At 71.9% G+C, this 22,804-nt stretch carries 15 protein-coding genes; all 15 read right to left on the bottom strand.

The window, feature by feature from the left end; genetic code table 11:
• Positions 1–4: 4 nt before the first annotated feature.
• Positions 5–919, bottom strand: coding sequence for an ABC transporter permease (locus ACFY0X_RS06825; protein WP_387750578.1), 915 nt, complete (start codon positions 917–919; stop codon positions 5–7).
• 76 nt (positions 920–995) lie between these two features.
• Complete coding sequence (locus tag ACFY0X_RS06820; protein ID WP_387749825.1) at positions 996–1,922, bottom strand: ABC transporter permease; 927 nt, start codon at positions 1,920–1,922, stop codon at positions 996–998.
• Between the two features lie 115 nt (positions 1,923–2,037).
• Positions 2,038–3,663: an ABC transporter substrate-binding protein gene (locus ACFY0X_RS06815; RefSeq protein ID WP_387749823.1), complete on the bottom strand. Its 1,626-nt coding sequence runs from the start codon at positions 3,661–3,663 to the stop codon at positions 2,038–2,040.
• A 199-nt stretch (positions 3,664–3,862) separates the two neighbouring features.
• Entirely contained in the window at positions 3,863–4,879 is a 1,017-nt protein-coding gene (locus tag ACFY0X_RS06810; RefSeq protein ID WP_387749820.1) for an ABC transporter ATP-binding protein, read from the bottom strand.
• Positions 4,872–5,921 (bottom strand): ABC transporter ATP-binding protein, encoded by a 1,050-nt coding sequence (locus ACFY0X_RS06805; protein WP_387749817.1) that lies wholly within the window; start codon positions 5,919–5,921, stop codon positions 4,872–4,874. Before ACFY0X_RS06805 ends, ACFY0X_RS06810 begins: the two co-directional genes overlap by 8 nt.
• A 19-nt stretch (positions 5,922–5,940) precedes the next feature.
• The gene (locus ACFY0X_RS06800; protein ID WP_387749814.1) at positions 5,941–6,885 is read right to left on the bottom strand and encodes an ABC transporter permease; all 945 of its coding nucleotides are present in this window, start codon (positions 6,883–6,885) and stop codon (positions 5,941–5,943) included.
• A complete protein-coding gene (locus ACFY0X_RS06795; RefSeq protein WP_387749811.1) occupies positions 6,878–7,804 on the bottom strand; it encodes an ABC transporter permease in 927 nt (308 codons plus the stop codon). Before ACFY0X_RS06795 ends, ACFY0X_RS06800 begins: the two co-directional genes overlap by 8 nt.
• Positions 7,805–7,944: 140 nt before the next feature.
• Positions 7,945–9,591, bottom strand: coding sequence for an ABC transporter substrate-binding protein (locus ACFY0X_RS06790; protein ID WP_387749808.1), 1,647 nt, complete (start codon positions 9,589–9,591; stop codon positions 7,945–7,947).
• Between the two features lie 432 nt (positions 9,592–10,023).
• The gene (gene typA / locus ACFY0X_RS06785) at positions 10,024–11,928 is read right to left on the bottom strand and encodes a translational GTPase TypA (protein ID WP_387749805.1); all 1,905 of its coding nucleotides are present in this window, start codon (positions 11,926–11,928) and stop codon (positions 10,024–10,026) included.
• A 333-nt stretch (positions 11,929–12,261) separates the two neighbouring features.
• Positions 12,262–14,115, bottom strand: coding sequence for an ABC transporter family substrate-binding protein (locus ACFY0X_RS06780; RefSeq protein ID WP_387749801.1), 1,854 nt, complete (start codon positions 14,113–14,115; stop codon positions 12,262–12,264).
• Positions 14,116–14,261: 146 nt separating this feature from the next.
• Positions 14,262–16,862 (bottom strand): SpoIIE family protein phosphatase, encoded by a 2,601-nt coding sequence (locus tag ACFY0X_RS06775; protein ID WP_387749799.1) that lies wholly within the window; start codon positions 16,860–16,862, stop codon positions 14,262–14,264.
• Positions 16,863–17,090: 228 nt separating this feature from the next.
• Positions 17,091–19,838, bottom strand: a complete 2,748-nt coding sequence (locus ACFY0X_RS06770) for a SpoIIE family protein phosphatase (protein ID WP_387749796.1) — start codon at positions 19,836–19,838, stop codon at positions 17,091–17,093.
• Positions 19,839–20,103: 265 nt separating this feature from the next.
• Positions 20,104–20,607, bottom strand: coding sequence for an NUDIX domain-containing protein (locus ACFY0X_RS06765; RefSeq protein ID WP_387749793.1), 504 nt, complete (start codon positions 20,605–20,607; stop codon positions 20,104–20,106).
• 32 nt (positions 20,608–20,639) lie between these two features.
• Positions 20,640–20,831, bottom strand: a complete 192-nt coding sequence (locus ACFY0X_RS06760) for an SPOR domain-containing protein (RefSeq protein WP_387749790.1) — start codon at positions 20,829–20,831, stop codon at positions 20,640–20,642.
• Positions 20,832–21,050: 219 nt separating this feature from the next.
• Positions 21,051–22,643, bottom strand: coding sequence for a DUF4190 domain-containing protein (locus ACFY0X_RS06755; protein WP_387749788.1), 1,593 nt, complete (start codon positions 22,641–22,643; stop codon positions 21,051–21,053).
• Positions 22,644–22,804: the final 161 nt, after the last annotated feature.

The following is a 22,804-nucleotide window of genomic DNA, read 5'->3' as shown; positions in this document are numbered from 1 at the left end:
TCGCTCAGCGAAGCTTCGGATCGAGGGCGTCGCGCACCGCGTCGCCCAGCATGATGAAGGCCAGCACGGTGATCGACAGCGCCACGGCCGGGAAGAACAGCACGTACGGCGCGGTCCGGATCACCTTCTGGGCGGAGGAGATGTCGATGCCCCAGGAGATGGTCGGGTCCTGCAGACCGATGCCGAGGAAGCTCAGCGTCGCCTCGGTGGCGATGTAGCCGCCGAGCGCGATCGTCGCCACCACGATCACCGGGGCGATCGCGTTCGGCAGGATGTGCCGGAACATCAGCCGGCCCGTCCCGGCACCGAGCGCCCGGCCGGCCACCACGTAGTCGGACTGTTTGACGGTCAGCACCGCCCCGCGCATCACGCGGGCGATCTGGGTCCAGCCGAGCACGCCCAGCGCGAGGACCACGCTCCACACCGTGCGGGTGGCGAAGGCGTTCAGCAGCACCAGCGCGCCCAGCAGCAGCGGGATGCCGAAGAAGATGTCGGTGATCCGGGAGAGCACCGCGTCGATCCAGCCGCCGAAGTAGCCAGCCACCATGCCGGTCAGCCCGCCGAGCACGGTGACGGCGGCGGTCACGAAGATGCCGACGGTGATCGAGGCCCGGGCCCCGTACACCACCCGGGCGAAGATGGACCGGCCCTGCGCGTCGTAGCCGAACCAGCCGGCCCCGAAGACGTCGCCCCAGTCCGGCCGCCTGAGGTAGTTGTTCACCAGGTCGGCCTTGCGCGGGTCGGCGTCGGTGAACGCCCAGGGGAAGACCGCCATCACCACCAGCAGCAGGATCAGGACCGCCGAGACCAGGAAGATCGGCCGCCCGCGCAGGTCCCGCCAGGCGTCGGCCCACAGGCTGCGGGCCTCCTCCCGCTTCACCACGTCGGGTTCGACTAACGTCTCCTGCTCGACCGCCATGCCCTGTTCGCCCGCGTAGTCGAGGCGCGAGACCCCGGGCTTGGGGTGCGGCTCGTACGACTCCTCGTCGTGGATGTCAGGCATAGCGGATCCTCGGGTCCAGGACCGCGTAGAGCAGGTCGACGAGCAGGCTGGCGACCAGGTAGACGATCACCAGGACGGTCACGATGCCGACCACGGTGGGGCCCTCCTTCTGGTTGATCGCCCGGTACAGGACGTTGCCGATGCCCTGCACGTTGAAGATCCCCTCGGTGACGATCGCCCCGCCCATCAGCGCGCCGAGGTCGGTGCCGAGGAACGTGACCACCGGGATCAGCGAGTTGCGCAGCAGGTGGCGGGAGATGATGGTGCGCCGGGGCAGGCCCTTGGCGACCGCGGTGCGCATGTAGTCCGCCCGCAGGTTCTCGCCGATCGACGTCCGGGTGAGCCGGGCGACGTACGCGAGCGAGAGCGAGCCCAGCACGATCGCCGGCAGCACCAGCTGGGACAGGTCGTAGCTGTCCTGCACCGTCGGGGTGACCCAGCCCAGGTCGGTGGCGATCACCGTCTGGGCGATGTACGCCAGCACGAAGACCGGGATCGAGATCACCACCAGGGTCAGGACGAGCACCAGGGTGTCCACCAGGCTGCCGCGCCGCAGGCCGGAGAGGAGGCCGAGGACCAGGCCCGCGATCATCTCGAAGACGAAGGCCAGCAGCGCGAGCCGGATGGTGACCGGGAAGGCGTCCGCCATGATGTCGGTGACCGGCCGGCCGGTGAAGCTGGTGCCGAAGTCCCCCTGGAAGAGGTTCCCCATGTAGTGCAGGTACTGCTTCCAGAGCGGCTGGTCCAGGTAGTACGTGTGCTTGATGCTGGCGACCACCGCCGGGTCGGCGGCCTTCTCGCCGAACAGCGCCGAGACCGGGTCGCCGGGCAGCGTGTAGACCATCAGGAAGATCAGCAGCGTGGTGCCGAAGAACACCGGGATCATCTGCAGCACCCGCCGCAGCACGTAACTGCCCATCCGAGCCTCCTTCCTAGGTTCCGACTGGGTGCCCGGCCGACCGGTCCGGCCGGCCGAGAGACCGCGCCCCGCCCTCCGTGCGGGGAGGGCGGGGCCGGAGCGGGGGCCCGGCGGCTCAGCCCTTGACCTCGACCTGGGTCCAGGCCGGGTTTCCGAAGGAGTCGAACTTCACGTTCCGCACCTTGGTCGAGTAGCCCGAGGTGGTGCGGTAGTACCAGAGCGGGATGGCGGGCATCCCGCTCGGCAGCACCGCCTCGGCCTGCTGGTAGCCGGTCACCGTCTCGGCGACGCCGGCGGCCTCGTCGGCCTTGGTGGCCGCCTCGTCGAACTGCGGGTTGCTGTAGCCGAAGTCGTTGGACGCGGCACCGGTGCGGTACACGTCGGCGAGGAAGTTGGCGTTCAGCGGGTAGTCCTGCACCCAGCCGGTGCGGAAGGCGCCGTTGATCGTGTGCCCGGTGATCGCGGCCCGCGCGGTCTTGAAGTCGGGCTTCGGGTCGCCCAGGCAGTCGACCCCGGTGTTCTGCCGGATCGAGTTGCAGACCGCGTCGACCCACTCCTTGTGGCCGCCGTCCGCGTTGTAGGTGATCAGCAGCTTGTTGCCGGGGGCGCCGCCGCCCTCCTGGATCAGCTGCTTGGCCCTGGCCGGGTCGAACTTGCAGAAGTCGCCGCAGGCGCCGTCCTTGTAGCCCTCGACGCCCTCGGCCACCCAGGCGGTGGCGGGCTTGCGGGAGCCCTGGAGCACCGTCTTGGTGATGGTGTCGCGGTCGATCGCCATCGACAGGCCCTGGCGCACCTTGGCCTTGTCCGGCGAGGCCCAGTCCGCCTGGTAGAGCGTGAAGCCGATGTTCTGGATGGCGCCCTGCGGGGCGTCCACCGCGCGGTCGCCGAGGTCGCTCTTGTAGGTGGCCAGCGCGGACGGCGGCACCTGGTCCATCACGTCCAGGTTGTTGGACTGGAGGTCCGCGTAGGCGGCCTCGGACGTGGTGTACATCTTGAAGACGATGCCGCCGTTCTTCGGCTTGTCCACGCCCTGGTAGTCCGGGAAGGCCTTGGTCACCAGGTTGCTGTTGTGCGACCAGCTGACGAACTGGTACGGGCCGTTGCCCACCGGTTTCTGGCCGTACCCGGCCGGGTCCTTGAAGAAGCCGTCCGGCAGCGGCGAGAAGGCGATGTAGCCGAGCTTGTACTCGAAGTACGAGACCTTGTGGTTCAGCTTGACGGTGAAGTGCAGGTCGTCGGTGACGGTCAGGCCGGACATCTTGTCCGTGGTCGGCTGGCCGGAGGCCGGGTGGACGTCCTGGTAGCCCTCGATGTCGGAGAACCAGGAGCTGTTGATCTGGTTGTTGGCGGGGTTGGCGCTCCAGTTCCAGGCGTCGACGAAGTTCCGGGCGTGCACCGGGGTGCCGTCGTGGAACTTCCAGCCGTCCTTCAGCGTGATGTCGAAGGTCAGCGAGTCGCTGGTGTCGATCTTGTCGGCGACCTGCATCCGGATCTTGGCGTTGCCGGGATCGTAGTCGACCAGCCCCTTGAAGAGGTTCTGGATGATGCGACCGCCGCCGGTCTCGTTCGCGTTGGCGGGCTGCAGGGGGTTCTGCGGCTCGCTGCTCTGGTAGCTGAAGGTCTTGCTGGCGTCCGACGAACCGCTGCCTCCTCCGCTGTCGTTGCTGCTGCACCCGGTGGCCACCAGGACCACGGACGTCGCAACGGCGAGGACCCAACGAGCACGGGCGGCTACGGGCATGGAGGTCCCTCCTCAGGGTGTGTGTCGCATCACACCCCATGAGAAGCGCGCCCCGGCGACGGCGCGAGTCAGGAGCACCCGGACGGGTGCCGTGACCCGCTCCGGAGTTGACGCGGCGCCGGATCGGCGCGCCGCCCCGCCGAACGCCGGAAGGGCCCGCGGCGCGAACGCCACGGGCCCTTCCTGGGTACAGCGGGGATCAGGCCGCGGCCTGCTCCCGGACCTCCGGGAAGTGGCAGGCCGTCTCGTGGGCGGCCGCGCCCTTCAGCACCGAGGGGACCGCGAGCAGCGGGATCTCCTCGGAGCAGCGGTCCTCCGCCTTCCAGCAGCGGGTGCGGAAGCGGCAGCCGGACGGCGGGTTGGCCGGCGAGGGGATGTCGCCGGTCAGGATGATCCGCTCGCGGGACTCGCGCGCCGCCGGGTCCGGCACCGGCACCGCGGACAGCAGCGCCTGGGTGTACGGGTGGGTGGCGTTCTCGTAGATCTCCTCGTCCGAGCCGATCTCGACCATCTTGCCCAGGTACATCACGCCGACGCGGTCGGAGATGTGCCGGACGATGGAGAGGTCGTGCGCGATGAACATGTAGGAGAGGCCGAACTCGCCCTGCAGCTGCTCCAGCAGGTTGATCACCTGCGCCTGGACGGACACGTCCAGCGCGGAGACCGGCTCGTCGCAGATGATGATCTCGGGCTTGAGCGCGAGACCGCGGGCGATGCCGATGCGCTGGCGCTGACCGCCGGAGAACTGGTGCGGGTACCGGTTGATGTACTCCGGGTTCAGACCCACGACGTCCAGCAGGTCCTGGACGGCCTTGCGGCGGTCGCCCTTGGGCGCCACCTCGGGGTGGATCTCGAACGGCTCGCCGATGATGTCGCCGACCGTCATCCGCGGGTTGAGCGAGGTGTACGGGTCCTGGAACACCATCTGGATGTTGCGGCGGACGGCCTTGAGGGCCGCACCCTGCAGCGTGGAGATGTCCTCGCCCTTGAAGAGCACCTGGCCGGAGGTGGCCCGCTCCAGGTTCATCAGCACCTTGGCCAGCGTGGACTTGCCACAGCCGGACTCGCCGACGATCCCGAGCGTCTCGCCCTTCTTCAGCTCGAAGGAGATGCCGTCGACCGCCTTGACCGCGCCGACCTGCTTCTTCAAGAGGACACCCTGGGTCAGCGGGTAGTGCTTGACCAGGTCCTTGACCTCCAGGATGTTCTCAGCCATGGAGGGTCTCCTTCCAGAGGTGGCACGCGCTGCGGCGGCCGGTGAGCTCCTTGCCGTCCTTGTCCGTCACGTGGTGCAGCGCCGGGATCTCGGTGCGGCACAGGTCGGTGGCGACGTCGCAGCGGGGGTTGAACGCGCAGCCCGTGGGGACCTTGAGCAGGTTCGGGGGCAGGCCCTTGATCGCGTAGAGCTCCTGGCCCTTCTGGTCCAGGCGCGGGATGGAGCGGAGCAGGCCCTTGGTGTACGGGTGCGCGGGGTTCGCGTACAGGTCGTGCACCGGGGCGGTCTCCACGATCCGGCCCGCGTACATCACGGCGATCTTGTCCGCGACGTCGGCGACCACGCCGAGGTCGTGGGTGATCAGGATCAGCCCCATGTTGTACTCGGCCTGGAGCTCGGCCAGCAGGTCCATCACCTGCGCCTGCACCGTCACGTCCAGGGCCGTGGTCGGCTCGTCCGCGATGATCAGGTCCGGTTCCAGGGCCAGCGCCATCGCGATCATGATGCGCTGGCGCATGCCGCCGGAGAACTGGTGCGGGTAGTCGTTCACCCGCTGGCGGGCGGCCGGGATGCGCACCCGCTCCATCAGCTCGATGGCCTTCTCCTTCGCCTCCTTCCGGGAGGCGCCCTGGTGCACGCGGAACATCTCGCCGAGCTGGTAGCCGACGCTGAGCACCGGGTTCAGCGCGGAGAGCGCGTCCTGGAAGATCATCGCGATCTTCCGGCCGCGGATCCGCCGCCGCTCCTCGTTGCTCATCTTGAGCATGTCCTGGCCGCGGTACAGGATCTCGCCCTGGGTCACCTTGCCCGGGGGCATGTCCAGGATGCCCATGATGGTCTGCGCCGTCACGGACTTGCCGGAGCCGGACTCGCCGAGCACGGCGAGGGTCTCGCCGGCCGCGACGGAGTAGTTGACGCCGTTCACGGCCTTGGCGACGCCGTCCCGGGTGTGGAACTCCACGTGGAGGTCCTTCACCTCGAGCAGAGGCGTGCCCACTTCGAGCCGGTCGTTCTTCTGGTTGTTCTCGATCACGGTGGTCATCGGGTCGTCACCTCTTCTCTCAGCGGAGCTTCGGGTCGAGGGCGTCGCGCACCGCGTCGCCGAGCATGATGAACGCAAGAACGGTGAGGCTCAGCATTCCGGCGGGGAAGAACAGGGCGAACGGAGCCGTACGGATCACCTTCTGGGCCGAGTTGATGTCGATGCCCCAGGAGATGGTCGGGTCCTGCAGACCGATGCCGAGGAAGCTCAGCGTCGCCTCGGTGGCGATGTAGCCGCCGAGCGCGATGGTGGCGACGACGATCACCGGGGCGATCGCGTTCGGCAGGATGTGCTTGAACATGATCCGGCCGGTGCCGGCGCCGAGCGCCTTGGCGGCCGTCACGAAGTCGGCCTGCTTGACCGTGATCACCGAGCCGCGCATGACACGGGTCATCTGGGTCCAGCCCAGGGCGACCAGCGCGAAGACCACGCTCCAGACGGTGCGCGAGGTGAAGGCGTTCAGGACCACCAGCGAACCGAGCAGCAGCGGGATGCCGAAGAAGATGTCGGTGATGCGGGAGATGATCGTGTCGACCCAGCCGCCGAAGTAACCGGCCACCATGCCGGCGAGGCCGCCGAGGATGGTCACGCCCAGGGTGACGCAGATGCCGACCACGACCGAGGCGCGGGCGCCGTAGACGACGCGGGCGTAGATGCTGCGGCCCTGGAGGTCGTAACCGAACCAGTCGGCCTGGAAGAGGTGGCTGTAGTTCGGCTTCGTCAGGTAGTGGTTGCGCAGGTCGCCGGCCCGCGGGTCCACCGAGGTGAACAGGCCGGGGGCGATGGCGATGACGATCAGCAGCAGGATCAGCAGCGCGGAGATCACGAAGATCGGCTTGCGGCGCAGGTCGTGCCAGGCGTCCGAGCCGAGGCTGCGGGCCTTCTCCTGCTTCGGGGCCGGGGTGTCGGCCGCGCGCTGGGCCGGGATGTCCCCGGCGGTCTTCTTCTCGGTCAGGTCAGGCATAACGGATCCTCGGGTCCAGGACCGCGTAAAGCAGGTCGACGATCAGGCCGGCGGCCAGGTAGACGATCACCAGGAAGGCGACGAAGCCGGAGACCGTCGCGCCCTCCTTCATGTTGATCGCTTGGTAGAGCGCGTGGCCCACGCCCTGGACGTTGAAGATGCCTTCGGTCACGATCGCGCCGCCCATCAGGGCGCCGAGGTCGGTACCGAGGAAGGTGACCACCGGGATCATCGAGTTGCGGAGCAGGTGGGTGCCGATCACCTTGCGCCGGGGCAGACCCTTGGCCACCGCGGTGCGGACGTAGTCGGCCTTGATGTTCTCGGCTATGGAAGTACGGGTGAGGCGCGCGACGTAGGCCAGCGAGAGGGAGCCGAGCACCACGGCCGGCAGCACCAGCTGGGTGATGTCGTTGCTGTCCTGGACGGTCGGGGTGACCCACTTCAGGTTCTGCCCGAAGACCGTCTGGAAGATGAAGCCCAGCACCGGGACCGGGATCGAGATCAGCAGCAGGGTGAGGACCAGGGCGCCCTTGTCGAACACCTTGCCGCGGCGCAGGCCGGCGTACAGGCCGATGCCGATGCCCAGCACGATCTCGATGGCGAAGGCGAACAGCGCCAGCCGGACCGTGACCGGCAGCGCCTCGGTGATCTTGTCGATGACCGGTCGCTGGTCCAGGCCGGTGCCGAAGTCACCGGTGAACAGCTTGCCCATGTAGTCGAAGTACTGCTGGATCAGCGGCTTGTCGAAGCCCTGCTGGTGCTTCAGCGCGGCGAGCTGCACCGGGTCCGGTGCCTTGTCGCCCCACAGCGCTGCCACCGGGTCACCAGGCAGCAAGTGCACCATGAAAAAGATGAGTGCGGTCGTTCCGAGGAACACCGGGATCATCTGGAGCAGTCGCCTCGCGACAAAGCGCCCCATCGTGCCTCCATGTATGACTCTGCCGAGCCCGTCAACTCGGCAAGAGATAAGTCGGCGTGCCAACGGCCGGTGCCAGTCCTCGCCCTTGTGGGGATGGACGGGCACCGGCCGTTGTCACCGGGTCAGGCGGTGCCGACCGATTACTTCTTCTTCTTGACCTCGACGTCGGTGTAGACCGGGTCGCCGAAGGAGTTGAACTTCACGTTCTGGACGTTCTTGGAGTAGCCGGAGCTGGTCTTGTAGTACCAGAGCGGGATGGCCGGCATGTCCTTGGCCAGAACGGCCTCGGCCTGCTGGTAGAGCTCGGCGGTCTTCTCGACCGTGGTGGCCGCGTCCGCCTCCTTCGACAGCTTGTCGAACTCGGGGCTCGAGTAGCCGCCGTCGTTGGCCGCGGCACCGGTGCCGTAGACGTCGCGCAGGAAGTTGGCGTTCAGCGGGTAGTCCTGGACCCAGCCGGTGCGCATCATGCTCGGGACCTGCTTGTTGGTGATCAGGTCACGCGAGGTCTTGAAGTCCGGCTTCGGGTCACCGAGGCACTCGACGCCGGTGCTCTGGCGGATCGAGTTGCAGACCGCGTCCACCCACTCCTTGTGGCCGCCGTCCGAGTTGTAGACGATGCCGATCTTGCCGCCGGGGACGCCGCCGCCCTCGGTGATCAGCTGCTTGGCCTTCTCCGGGTTGAACTTGCAGGCGTCGCCGCAGGTGCCGGCCTTGTAGCCCATGACGCCGGGCGCCACGAACGAGTCGGCGGGCAGGCGGTTGCCGTTCAGCACGGTCTTGGTGATCGTCTCGCGGTCGATCGCCATCGAGAGGCCCTGACGGACCTTCTCCTTGCCCGGGGTGTCCCAGCCGCCCTGGTACAGCGCGAAGCCGATGTTCTGGATGGCGCCCTGCGGCTGGTCGACCGCGCGCTTGCCCAGGTCGTCCTTGTACTTCGGCAGGTCGGTCGGGTCGACCTGGTCCAGCACGTCCAGCGTGTCGGACATCAGGTCCTTGTACGCGGCCTCGCCGGCGGTGTAGTTGCGGAAGACGACGCCGCCGTTCTTCGGCTTGTCGATGCCCGTGTACTTGTCGAACGCGGCCAGCGTGATGGCCTTGTTGTGCTCCCACGAGACGAACTTGTAGGGGCCGTTGCCGACCGGCTTCTGGCCGTAGCCGGCCGGGTCGGCGAAGAAGCCCTCGGGGAGCGGGAAGAAGGCCGAGTAGCCGAGCTTGTACGTGAAGTACGAGACCGGGGTGGTCAGCTCGATGGTGAAGTGGGTGTCGTCGACGACCTTCAGGCCGGACATCTCGGTGGCGGTGGGCTCGCCCTTGTCCTTGTCCGGGTGCACGGCGTCGTAGCCGACGATGTCCGAGAACCAGTCCGAGTTGATCTGGTTGTTCTTCGGGTTGGCCGACCAGTTCCAGGAGCTCACGAAGGACTTGGCGGTGACCGGGGTGCCGTCGTGGAAGGTCCAGCCGGACTTCAGCGTGACGGTGTAGTTCTTGGCGTCGGTGGTCTCGATCTTGTCGGCCACCTGGTTGCGCAGCGCACCGGTCGCGGGGTCGTAGTCGACGAGGCCCTTGAAGAGCTGCTTGACGATACGGCCGCCCTGGTTCTCCATGGCGTTCGCCGGCTGGAGCGGGCGCTGCGGCTCCGCGCTCTGGTAGCTGAAGCTGGCCCCGGGGTCGACCGCAGCACCGTCGGTGCTACCCCCGGAGGAGTCGCCGCCGCTGCTGCACGCAGTCGCAGCGAGGGCGACAGCAACAGCTGCGACAACCCACTTGGCCTGGCTCGCACCGCGCATCGGTGTGCCTCCTGAATTCGACGTTGCAACGAGGAGGGCATCGCGGAACGGTTGTTCACCGGACCCGCTGTGCCGTCCGCGCTCGTGGTTTCGGCGCGCACCCCTGCGCGTTCACCCTTGACCCGAGCCTGACTGCACCCACTATCCGTCACGCACGGACACGAAAGTGACCAGTGACGATCTCAATTAGGTCACATGAACAGTCGGTAAGTTTCGAAAACCGGACATTTGAGACATAGCCAGACAGGCACCAAACGGACAGTCGTCACGGATGACGAACTGTCATGTCCGCTCAGCGGACACTCGGGTGTGATGAGCGCTATTCCGTTAATAGCGGCCCCGACAACTTGGAGTAGTTGAAAAAGTTCGCCCCCCTCTCCATGGGAAAGGGGGGCGAATCATTCCGGCCAATGGCCGTTCAGTGCGTCCGGATCACGCCTTCTTGGCGCGCGAGGCAGTGCGTCCGCGGTCCTTCTGGTCAAGGACGACCTTACGGATGCGAACCGTCTCCGGGGTCACCTCGATGCACTCGTCCTCGCGGCAGAACTCCAGCGACTGCTCCAGCGAGAGCTTGCGCGGCGGGACGATCGACTCGGCCACGTCGGCGGTCGAGGACCGCATGTTGGTGAGCTTCTTCTCCTTGGTGATGTTCACGTCCATGTCGTCGGAGCGCGAGTTCTCACCGACGATCATGCCCTCGTACACCTCGGTGCCCGGCTCGCAGAAGAGCACGCCGCGCTCCTGGAGGTTGGTCATCGCGAAGGCGGTGACCACGCCGGCGCGGTCGGCGACCAGCGAGCCGTTGTTGCGGGTGGTCAGGGTGCCGAACCACGGCTCGTGGCCCTCGTGGATCGAGTGCGCGATGCCGGTGCCGCGGGTGCTGGTGAGGAACTCGGTCCGGAAGCCGATCAGGCCGCGGGACGGGACGACGAACTCCATCCGGACCCAGCCCGAGCCGTGGTTGGACATGTTGTCCATCCGGCCCTTGCGGACGCCCATGAGCTGGGTGACGGCACCCATGTGCTCCTCGGGCACGTCCACGGTGAGGCGCTCGACCGGCTCGTGGGTCTTGCCGTTGACCTCCTTGGTGACCACCTGCGGCTTGCCGACGGTCAGCTCGAAGCCCTCGCGGCGCATGGTCTCGATCAGGATGGCCAGCGCCAGCTCACCGCGGCCCTGCACCTCCCAGGCGTCCGGACGCTCGGTGTCCAGCACGCGCAGCGAGACGTTGCCGATCAGCTCGCGGTCCAGGCGGTCCTTCACCTGGCGGGCGGTGACCTTGCGGTCCACCTTGGCGCCGGACTTGGCGTCCGCGCCCTTGCCGCTGCCGCCACGGCCGACCAGCGGCGAGGTGTTGGTGCCGATGGTCATCGAGATGGCCGGCTCGTCCACCGTGATCAGCGGCAGCGCGATCGGGTTCTCCGGGTCGGCCAGGGTCTCGCCGATCATGATGTCGGAGATGCCGGCGACGGCGCAGATGTCACCGGGGCCGGCCACCTCGGCCGGCTTGCGGGTGAGTGCCTCGGTCATCAGCAGCTCGGAGATGCGGACGTTCGAGATGCTGCCGTCGCGCTTGATCCAGGCCACGGTCTGGCCCTTGCGCAGCTCGCCCTGCTCGACGCGGAGCAGCGCGATGCGGCCGAGGAAGTTGTCGGCGTCCAGGTTGGTGACGTGGGCCTGGAGCGGGGCGTCCTCGTCGTAGCTGGGGGCCGGGACGTGCTCCAGCAGGGTGGAGAAGAACGGCTCCAGGTTGGTGCTGTCGGCCGGGACGGTGCCGTTCTCCGGCTTGGTCAGCGAGGCGACGCCGTCACGGGCGCAGGCGTAGACGATCGGGAACTCGATCTGGTCCTCGTCCGCGTCCAGGTCCAGGAACAGGTCGTAGGTCTCGTTGATGACCTCGTCGATCCGGGAGTCCGGGCGGTCGGTCTTGTTGATGCAGAGGATGACGGGCAGACGGGCCGAGAGCGCCTTGCGGAGCACGAAGCGGGTCTGCGGCAGCGGGCCCTCGGAGGCGTCGACCAGCAGGACGACGGCGTCCACCATCGACAGACCGCGCTCGACCTCGCCACCGAAGTCGGCGTGGCCCGGGGTGTCGATGATGTTGATGGTGATCGGCGCGCCACCATCCTTGGGGTGGTACTTGACCGCGGTGTTCTTCGCGAGAATGGTGATGCCCTTCTCGCGCTCCAGGTCGTTGGAGTCCATCATCCGGTCATCGAGCTGCTGGTGGGCGGCGAAGGCGCCGGCCTGCTTCAGCATGGCGTCGACCAGAGTGGTCTTGCCGTGGTCGACGTGGGCGACGATGGCGACGTTACGGATGTCGTTGCGCGTGGGCATGCCTAGCGGATTCTCCCGGAATCGTGGGTTGCGGCGCCCGGCTGCGTGACGCGCACTTGCGATCCCTGTCGATCGCCGCCGCCCGTTCCGCCTGCTACTACCGGTCCACCCGCCGGGCACATGGCCATGCCTCGGCTTCCTCCTATCGTACGGGGAAGCACCGAGGTGGGCAGAAACGAGCAGGTCGGGCGGGATCAAGATCACAGGCGGGTCACGCGCCCGTCACCTCGCGGCCGGGTCCCCGCCCCCTTCCGTTCGTGATCCGACGACTCGGTACCCCGCTGCCCCGGAGCTCCGCGCCGGCGTCGGAGGCGACCTCGTGGGACGGGACGGCTACCCGCTCCAGCCCACGTCCTGGAAGCGCGGCCACCCGAAGCCGTACGCGCCCGCGCCGACCACCCCGGTGCGGACCCCGACCAGCTCCGGCCGCTGGTAGAGCGGCACCGAGTGCCCGAGCTGCCAGATCCGTACGTCCGCCTCCTGGAGCAGGTCCAGCCGGGTCGCCGGGTCGGGTTCGGCGGCGGCCCGGTCGAACAGCCGGTCGATCTCCTCGGTGCCGCCGCGGCCGAAGTTGCCGCCCGGGTCGGGCACCCCGTCGGGGTCCGGCCGGGGCTTGGCGTAGGCGGGGCGCTGTTCGCCCGCCGGGCTGGGGCCGACCGGCCAGGAAAAGAGCGCGAGGTCGTAGTCCCCGGCCGCCAGGTGCTGCCCGACGAAGGACTCGGCGGACGCGGGCACCTGCCGCACCGCGATCCCGGACTCCGCGAGGCCGGCGGTGAGCGCGTCGGCGGTGCGCCTGGCCGTCGCCGAACCGGCCGGGACGAGCAGCGAGAGGTCGAGCGGCTTGCCGTCCTTGGTCCGGGCGCCACCGCCGGCGGGCCGCATCCAGCCCGCGTCGTCCAGCAGCCGGCCCGGGTCCCCCGGACCGGCCGCGCCGCTGTTGTCCCGGTAGCCCTCCTGGTCGCCCGCGAGCAGGTGGTTGCCCAGCGGCGCGGCGGGCAGACCGAGCGGGGTGAGCGCGGCGTCGGCGACCCGCCGCCGGTCGACGGCCAGGGTGAGGGCTCGGCGCACCAGCGGGTCGGTCAGCGGGCCGCGCGCGGTGTTGAGGGTGAGCTGGGTGAGCGAGGCCGCGGCGGCCCGGTGCACGGTGACACCGGGCAGCGACTCGGCCCGCCGCAGCGCCAGTGCCGCCGCCTCGGGCGCGGCCGCCGGGGGCGGTGCGGCGGACCCGGAGGCGGTGGCGGAGGCCGAAGCGGTGGCGGAGGCCGGGGCCGAAGCGGGGGCACCGGGGGCCGAAGCGGGAGCCGGGGAGGCGGCCGGTACCGCCCGGTCCACCGCCGCGGTGAGCGGGGCGACGTCCAGCCGGCCCTGGCCCAGCGCGTCCAGCCGCTGGTCGGGCGGCACGGCGATGAAGTCGATCCGGTCGGCCTTCGGCCGGTCGCCCCACCAGAGCGGGCTGCGCGTCAGGCTGACCGTCCCGCCCTCGGCGTCGTACCGGGAGAGGGTGTACGGCCCCGCGCTCGGCCGGCCGCCGGTCAGTGGCCGGCCGAAGGCGGCCGGGGTGGCCGTCTCGGCGGCCGGGTAGAGCGGCCCGAACAGCGAGCGCCACTCCGCGTACGGCCGCCGGAAGGTCACCCGCACCTCGTGCGGGTCGGCGCCCTGGACGACCGAGTCGACGGCGTCGTACCCGGCCGCCCTCCGGCCCCGGTAGGCCGGATCGAGGCCGGACAGCGCGGTCCGCTGGGCATCGAGGTCGGCGGCCGAGACCGGGGTGCCGTCGCTCCAGACGGCGCGCGGGTTGAGCCGGTAGGTCACCACCTGCGGCGACTGCCCGGGCGGAGTGGACTCGGCGCCCGCCAGGTAGTCCGGGTCGGGGACGAGCCGGCCGTGCTCGTCGGGCCGGAACAGCGAGGGGTACAGCGCGTGGGCGAGCAGCGCCGAGTCGGCGGTCGCCGCGCCCTGGTAGGCGTTCAGCGTGGCCGGGACGCCGTCCACCGCCCAGCGCAGCGTGCCGCCGTCCCGGACGGCGGTGCGGTCGGCGGGCCGGACGTCCCCGGTGGTGGCGGTGGGCTCGGCCGGGACGGGCGCGGGGGCCGGCGTGCGGGCGGGCCCCGGGTCGCCGGAGCAGCCGCCGAGGCCGGCGGCGAGCAGCAGCGCGGCGGCTGCGGTGGTGAGCTGGCGGACGCGCATGGCGGCCATCGAACGCCGCCCCGGGCGCCGGGCCCGGGCCGACACGGCGGGCCGCCGGGCGACTGCACCCGTCCGGCCCACCGCTCCGGGCGGTCCGGGCGCGTCCTTCGGGTTCCAGCCGGGCCCGCAGGACCGTCCGACCCGCCCTACAGCGCCAGCTCGAACCAGACGATCTTGCCCTTGGGGGTGCGCCGGCTGCCCCAGCGCTCCGCCAGCAGGCTGACCAGCTGCAGGCCGCGCCCGCCCTCGTCGGTCTCCTGGGCGCGCCGCTGCCGGGGCTGCGCGTAGCCGTCGTCCCAGACCTCGCAGACCAGGCTGCGCTCGCGCAGCAGCCGCAGCCGGATCTCGCCCCGCCCGTGCTTGAGCGCGTTGGTGACCAGCTCGCTGACCAGCAGCTCGGTGGTGTCGACCAGCTCCTCCAGCCCCCGGGAGAGCAGCCAGCTGCACGCCAGCTCACGGGCCTTGGCCACCGAGGTGGGCTCGGGCGGCAGGAACCAGTTGCCGACGGCGTCGTCGGGGAAGGCGTGCACCTTGGCCATCAGCAGGGCGATGTCGTCCTCGCCGTGGTGCGGGTTGAGCTCGCCGAGCACGTGGTCGCAGAGGTCCTCCAGCCCCTTGCCCTGGTCGGAGAGCGCGGAGCGGAAGGCCCGCAGGCCCTCGTCCAGCTGGTGCTTGCGGCTCTCCACCAGGCCGTCGGTGTAGAGGGCGAGCACGGCGCCGTCCGGGAGGTCGATCTCGACCTCCTCGAAGGGCTCGCCGCCGACGCCGAGCGGCAGCCCGGGCGGCACGTCGAGCATCCGGGAGCCCTCGCCGGGGCTGAGCAGCACGGGCGGCAGGTGGCCGGCGTTGGCGAAGATGCAGCGCCGGGTGACGGCGTCGTAGACCGCGTAGACGCAGGTGGCCAGGTAGACCTCGCGGGCCTCCTCGTCGGCCGTCGAGGTGAGGCGGCCGTACGGGGTGGGCGGGCCGGCCGGCACCGAGTCGTCGCCGAGGCCGCGGGCGATCTCGTCCAGGGCGCCGAGCACCTCGGCGGGGTCGAGGTCGAGCATCGCCAGGGTGCGGACGGCGGTGCGCAGCTGGCCCATCGCGACGGCGGCGCGCAGGCCGCGGCCCATCACGTCGCCGATGACCAGCGCGGTGCGGTTGCCGGGCAGCGGGATGACGTCGAACCAGTCGCCGCCGACCTCGGTGTTGTTGTTGCTGGGCAGGTAGCGGCAGGCGATCTCCAGACCGCTGGCGGCCGGGTTGCCCGGGGGCAGCAGGCTGCGCTGGAGGATCAGCGCCCGCTCGTGCTCGCGCCGGTAGAGCCGGGCGTTGTCGATGCAGACGGCGGCGCGGGCGACGAGTTCCTCGGCGATCGCCACGTCGCGGGCGTCGAAGGGCTCGCTGCCGATCGCCCGGGAGAGCTGGACGAGGCCGAGCACCTGGTCGCGGGCGACCAGCGGGACGATCAGGGTGGAACGCAGCAGCGGGTCGGGCCCCGGCTCGGGGACGACGCTGCGGCCGGTGCGCAGGGCCCGGGCGTGCGGGGAGCGGCGCGGGTAGCAGAGGGTGCCGCCGGCCTCGGCGATCGGCAGGCCGGTGACCGAGCCGAGCACCGAGGAGGCGCCGCCGACCACGCTGGAGACGGCGACCCGGCGCAGTTCGCCGCTGCCGTCGGTGAGCACGGTGTCGCCGAGCCGGCCGGCGCTGGGCACCGTCTCGCCGGAGAGCAGCGCGGTGTAGAGGTCGACGGTGGCGAGGTCGCAGAACGGCGGGACGACGACGTCCAGCAGTTCCTTGGCGGTGGTCTCCAGGTCCAGCGTGGAGCCGATGTGGGCGCTGGCCTCGTTGAGCAGGGCCAGGTTGCGGCGCACCCCGTCGGCCTCGCGCTCGGCGACGTGCCGGCTGGTGACGTCGGAGACCTGCCCGGCCACGCCCATGGTCTGCCCGGCGGAGCCGTTCAGGCGGTAGAGCGAGACGGCCCAGAGCCGGTTGCCCTCGCGGGTCGGGACGGCGCCGTGGAAGCGCAGGTCGAAGACGGGCTCGCCGGTGGCCAGGACCTTGCGCAGGGCGGCGCTGAGCCGGTCGGCCTCGGACGGCGGGAAGAGGTCGTGCGGGGTGAGGCCCTCCAGGTCGGTGGGGACCAGGCCCATGCCGGAGGCGAAGGCGTCGTTGACCCGCTGCAGCCGCAGCCGGTCGTCGAACAGCACGAAGCCGGTGGGCGTCTGCCCGAAGACGGCCTCCGAGGCGGCCAGGTCGGTCTCGATCCGGCGCAGCCGCCCGAGGTCGACGGCCAGACAGGTGGCGCCCGCGGTGGGCAGGGCGCTGTCGGGCATCAGGTAGAGCTCGGCGAGCCCCTCGCCGCCGCCGGCGTCCCGGTACGGGGTGGTGCCGACCCACTCCTCGCCCGCCAGGGTGCGCTCCAGCCGGACCCGGCCGCGCTGCCAGAGCTCGCGGGGGACGAAGGTGGTGATCGGGTCGGAGCCGACGGCTTCGGCGGCCGGGACGCCGAAGAACTCGGCGGCGCGCTCGCTCCACTGGCTGATCCGCCCGTCGGGGCCGATCGCGAAGGTGGCGACCCGGATGTAGTCGTAGATCGAGCCCGGGTCGCCGCCGCCCCACGCCCGGTCCTCGGGGACGGGGCGGTGGCCGCGGCCGGTGACCGCGCCGTCCGCCGCGGGCAGGTGCGCGGAACCGGCCTGCCCGGGTACGGCGGCATGACCGCTGCTGCTCGGCGACGCGCTCCGCGCCGGAGTGCTGTTCAACGGACCGACCCCTCCAACCCGCGACCGTCCGGATGTCGAGAAGACCGAGTATTCATCATCGAGGGGTGCGTTCACACGCCCTCAACATCACAACATCAGATCGGGCGAAGGTTTTTGTCCTACCGCCCGCGCAACCACAATGCCACGCTCGCGCCCCCTTCCGGAGCGCGCGCTCCCCCTGAGCGCCCGATGGCATATGCGGCACCGCTCCCCTGCTGTTCGCTCCGCTCACGATCCGTCGGACTCATTACCCGGCAGCGCCTGCTCGAACCAGACCACCTTGCCGATGCCCTCGGCCCGGGCGCCCCAGCGCAGCGCCAGGCGGTGGACCAGTTCCAGCCCGCGCCCGCCCTCGTCGACCTCGGCCGCGTGCCGCTCCCGGGGCGGGTCGGGCAGTGGGTCGGAGATCTCGACCAGCAGCGTCTCACCGAGCGTCAGCCGCACCCCGATGGGGGCGCTGGCGTACCGGACGGCGTTCGTGACCAGCTCGCTGACCAGCAGCTCGGCGGTGTCGGTGAGCTCCTCGACGCTCCACTCGACGAGCGTGGCGCGGACCAGCCGGCGGGCCCGGGAGACGGCGGTGGGCTCGGCCGGCAGCGTCCAGCCCGCCGTCGGGGTGCCGGCCTGGCCGTGGCCGAGCCGGGCCAGCAGCAGCGCGACGTCGTCCGGCTCCCGGCCCTGCTCCATGGTGTCCAGCACCGCCTCGCAGGCGGCCTGGATCGAGGCGTGCGGCTCCTGGAGCACGGTGACCAGCCGGCCGAGGCCGACGTCCAGGTCCTTGTCCCGGGACTCGACCAGGCCGTCGGTGCACAGCGCCAGCAGGCTGCCCTCGGGGATCTTCAGTTCGACCGATTCGAACGGAACTCCGCCCACGCCGAGCGGGGCGCCGGAGGGCAGGTCGAGGATGCGGCCGGCGCCGCCGGGCAGCGGGCCGCCGGTGCGGGTCGGCTCCCCGGCGTCCCCGCCCGGCACCACCAGCACCGGCGGGATGTGCCCGGCCTTGGCGACGGTGAGCCGGGCCGTCGCCGGGTCGAAGACCGCGTAGACGCAGGTGGCCAGCAGCGCCTCGTCCGGCCCCTGGGCGAGGTCGTCGGCCAGCTCGTGGACGTGCCGCAGCAGGACGTCCGGCGGCAGGTCGAGGGCGGCCAGCACCCGGACGGCGGTGCGCAGCCGCCCCATGGTGGCGGCGGCCCGCAGGCCGTGGCCCATCACGTCGCCGACCACCAGCGCGGTGCGGTCGCCGGGCAGCGGGATGACGTCGAACCAGTCGCCGCCGACCTCGGTGCCGCTGCTGCCGGGCACGTACCGGTAGGCGACCTCGACGCCGGTGGGCTGCGGGACCTGCTGCGGGAGCAGGGTGCGCTGGAGGGTGAGCGCGGCGGTGCGCTCGCGGGCGTAGAGGCGGGCGTTGTCCAGCGAGCTGCCGGCCCGGTCGGCCAGCTCGACGGTGAAGGCCAGGTCGTCCCGGTCGAAGCCCTCGCGGTAGCCGGCCCGGCTGACCAGCAGCAGGCCGATCACGATGCCGCGGGCGCGCAGCGGCACGACCAGCATCGAGTGCACGCCGAGGTCCCGGGCGGCCTGCATCTTCGGGTCGCCGGGGTAGGTGACGTCGTCCAGTTGCTCGGCGCCGGAGAGCAGCTCCGGCACGCCGGTGCGCAGCACCCGGCCGCAGACCGAGTCCTCGGCGAAGGTGATCCGGGCGCCGCGGCGGAGCATCACGTCCACCTCGGGGCCGTCCTGGACGGAGGCGGTGCCGAGCTGGAGCAGCGAGGTGCGCCGGTCGTGGCCGTGCCGGGGCAGGTCGTCACCGTGCGCGACGGCCTGGAGCAGGATCACCGCCGAGTGGTCGGTCAGCCGGGGGACGACGGAGCCGGCCAGTTCCTGGGCGATCCGGGAGGCGTCCAGCAGGTCGCCGACCCGGGAGCCGAACTCGTTGAGCAGCGAGAGCCGGCGCCGGGCGTGCTCGACCTTGGCGACCGCCCGGTAGCGCTCGGTCACGTCCATCACGGTGCCGGAGATGCCGAGGACCCGGCCGGAGCGGTCGGTCATCCGGCTGTAGGAGATCGAGCGGTAGCCGGCCCGGGTGGTGACCGGGGAGGCCAGGGTGACGTCGATGACGGGCTCGCCGGTGGCCAGCACCTGGCGCTGGATGGCGGTGATCTCGTCGGCGGCCCGCTCCGGCAGGGTCTCCCCGGTGGTGCGGCCGACGTGGTCGTCCGGGGCGACGCCGTTCATCTCGGCCAGCGTCCGGTTGACGGCGGTGTAGCGCAGGTCGGTGTCCAGGATGGCGATGCCCAGCGGGGACTGCTCGAACAGCGCGTCGCGCACCGCGAGGTCCCGCTCGACGGCCCGGACGGCGGCCGCCTCGGCCATGTTGACCTGGAGGAACGGGGTGCCGTCGCCGTCCACCAGGAGGGAGATCCGGGCGTCCACGGCGACCGGCAGGCCGTCCCGGTCGCGCAGCTCGGTGTGGCCGGCCCAGCGGCCCTGCCGCAGGGTGTCCTGGATCGCGGCCCGGATCCGGGCGACCTGCTCCCGGTCGGGGATCAGCTCGTCGATCCGGCGGCCGACCAGCAGCTCGTTCGGCCAGCCGAGCAGTTCCTCGGCGGCCGGGCTCCAGAGCACCACCCGGCCCGCGGTGTCCAGGATCGCGATGGCGACCTTGAGCATGTCCAGCAGGCTGCCCTCGGCGGGCGTGCCCTGGCCGCCCTGGACGTCGGCGGGCCCGCCGGGGAACGGCCGGGCGGGACGGCCGCGCAGGCCGGAACGGGCGCCCGGGTCGGCCACCGCCAGGGTGGGCGCCGGATGGTCGGGCCGCACGGTGTCGGGGGCCTCGACGGTGCCGCCGCGGCGACGGCCGACCGGCGGCTGGGGGGCGGCCGGACGGGCGGCGCGGCGCAGTCGGGCGCGGGCGGCGGCGCTCCCCGCGGAACCTGCCCGCCGCTCTTCCCCGCCACCGTTCCCGGTACTCGACACCGACGGGGCCTCCGGCTCTGGTCGGGATCGGCGTCGCCGGCTGGGGACGGCTCACCGATGGTGACGAATACTGCCGAAAAGTGACATACCCAGCAGCACCCAGGCTATCCCGGCCCCTGGGTCGTCTTGTCCGATTGACCTACCCGGCGGACGGCGCGTCGCCGGCCGTCGGCTCGCCGTCCGGGGTTCCTGTCGGGGGCTCCTGTTCAGGTGTCCGGCGGGCGTCCGCTCGGGCGTGCGGTGGGGCGTGCGGTCGGGCGTCTGCTCAGGCCTCCGCCCGGGCGTCCGTGAGCAGGCGGGCGACGTGCGGCAGCACGTCACGGTCGTGGTCGATCCAGTCCACGGTGTCCAGCTCGTCCGGGCCCAGCCAGCGCAGCGCGTCGTGGTCCTCGAGTGCGCGCGGCTCGCCGGCCAGCAGTTCCGCGGCCCAGAAGCGCAGTTCCAGGCCGGGGCGCACGGCCCACGCGCCCGGCAGCCGGGTCAGCGCGCGCGCCCGGACGCCCAGCTCCTCCAGCAGCTCCCGCTCCAGCGCCTGCTCCTCGGTCTCGCCGGGCTCGGCCTTCCCGCCGGGGAACTCCCACCGGCCGGCCACCGACTCGGGCGCGCTGCGCCGGGCGGCGAGCACCCGGCCGCCGCGGACCAGCGCGCCGCCGACCACGATCCGGGGGGTGGCGGGGGCCTCGGGTACGGCGGGAGTCGTCGGAGCGGCGGGGGTGGCGGGGCTGCCGGATGTCCCGGGCGTGGGGTGGCTGGCGTGGGTCGCGTCCATGGCCCCGACCCTACGACCTGTCGCCGGGCGGCTCAGGCGTTGCGGAGCGTTCCGTCCGCCGCCTCCGGCCGGGCCTCCCCGTCCGCCTCGACCCAGTACATCTGCTTGTGGCCGCGGGCCTCGAACTCGGCGGCCAGCCGCCGGGCCCCGGCCCGGTCGAGGTCCCTGGCGACCAGGAAGCGGTTGCCGTTGTCGTCCTGCCGCATCACCCGGTAGGTGCCCATGGCGGGAGCGTACCGGGGGCTGCCGCGGGCCGTCCCGCTCCCGGTCGGGCCCGTTCACGGGACCGGCCCGTTCCGGCCCGTGCCCGTTCAAAGAAGCGGCCGGGCTGGTCCCCGGCTCGCGTGGGGGTCGGGCCGGGGACGTGGCCACGACCGTAGGGCCGACGGGTTACCGGCAGGTACGGGCGCGGTCAACGGCCGGTAACCGCCGGACGCGGCCGCTCAGACCCGCAGGTCGGGCGCCTGCTCGCCGGTGGACAGGCCCAGCCCCCGGCGGATCTCCACGTTCGTCGGCGCCGTCTTGGCCACCAGCGCCCTGGCCCGGCGGACGTCGCCCGCCACGTCGGTGCCGGCGGCCGCGGCGTCCCAGGCCGCGGCGGCCTGGGACTGGGCGTCGACCAGCTTGGCGATGTTCGGCTGGACGTCGGCCGGCCAGGGCACCGACAGCCCGCCCAGCACCGCCGCCTCGGTCCGGGAGGCCACGGCCACCCGCCGGGCCCACGCCCGGTACTCGGCCTCGGCCCCGGCGGGCTCGCCCTCCGGCGGGTCCCGGTAGACGTCGTTGAAGTCGCGGACGGCCTCCAGGTAGGCCAGCTGGGGCGCGGTCAGGCGGCTCCGGTCGGTGCGGACCGTCCCCTGGTGCCGGTCGTCGCGGTCCTCGAAGGCGCAGGTGACGGACCGCGCGCCGGACTCCCAGTTCCTCGCGGTCGGGTAGAGGTAGACGTCGTCCATGCCGTCCGGGACGACCCACTGGTCGAGCGCGTAGCCGCCCAGCACCTTGCGGCACAGCCGGCCGGCCGACTCACGGGCCTCGCTCTCGCCCGGGTAGAGGCCGTTGCCGCTCGGGATCTCGGCGCTGCCCGCCACCTCGCCGTGGTGCGGCTGGGCACAGGCCACCCGGTGCACCCAGTACACCGTCACGTCGCCGTCCCCGTCCGCCGTCGAACCGCCCTCGGGGGAGTCGTAGCAGTCGCCGGCCCTGAGGTCGGACCAGTGCACCGAACCGGCCGGCGCCTTCGGGGCCTGGCCGAAGCGGCCGGCCCGCGGCGAGCTGAAGTCGGCCGCACCCAACAGGAGGGCCAGCAGCACCGTACCGATCGTGCCGAGCACCAGGCCGGTCACCGCCATGCCGGAGCCGCGCTCCTTACGGCGCTTGATCTGGACCAGGGCGAGGACGCCGAACACCAGGGCCACCGGGGCGACCAGGAGCAGGCCGGTGACCAGGGAGCCGACGGCGAAGCCGTTGGTGGGGGCGGGGCCGGGGAGGTACCCGGGGAAGGGGGCGGCGGCCGGGCCCTGGCCGGGGCCCGCGGCCGGGCCAGGGCCCGGGACCGGGGCGTAGGGGTGGGCGGGCTGGAAGCCGGACTGGGCGGCGGGGGTGACGGAGGCCCAGCCGCCGGCGGGCAGCGGGTGCGGGGGCTGGGGCGGGGCGGCCGACGGCGGGACGGCGCCGGACGGGGCCGGGGCGGGCGGGGCCGGGGCCGCGGACGGGCCGGCGGAGAAGTCGGGTGCGGCCCAGGGGTCGGCGGGGGCGGACTGCTCGGGTTCGGGCTGGGGCTCCGGCGCGGCCGCGATGGGCTCGGCGGGGCTCGGGGCGGGCTCGGCGGGCTCGGCGGCGTCCTTGCGGAAGTCCACCCGGGGGTCCTGACCGGCCGTCGGCGTCTGCGCCGGATCCGTGACCGCGTCGGCGCCCGCGTGCGTACCCGTGTCCGCGTCCGTACCCGTGTCCGCGCCGGTTCCCGTGACCGCGCCGGCCCCCGTGGCCGCGGGCGACTCCGGGCCCGGGACGGGCGGCTCGGACTCAGGCTTGGACACGTGGACTCCCCCAACCCGCCGGAACGGGCGTCGGCTAGGCGCTCGGCATCATGGCTCGGACCCGAACGGGCCCGATCTGAACGGTCGCGCGACTTTACCCGATCTTTCCGAACACCTGCCCGCCCTCCCGGCCCGCGCTCCGTCCGCCCGCGCCCCTCGGC

This window comes from Kitasatospora sp. NPDC001547 (genome assembly GCF_042894165.1).
In the GTDB taxonomy this organism is placed as follows: Bacteria; Actinomycetota; Actinomycetes; order Streptomycetales; family Streptomycetaceae; genus Kitasatospora.
This window is presented reverse-complemented; position numbering and strand designations above follow the sequence as displayed.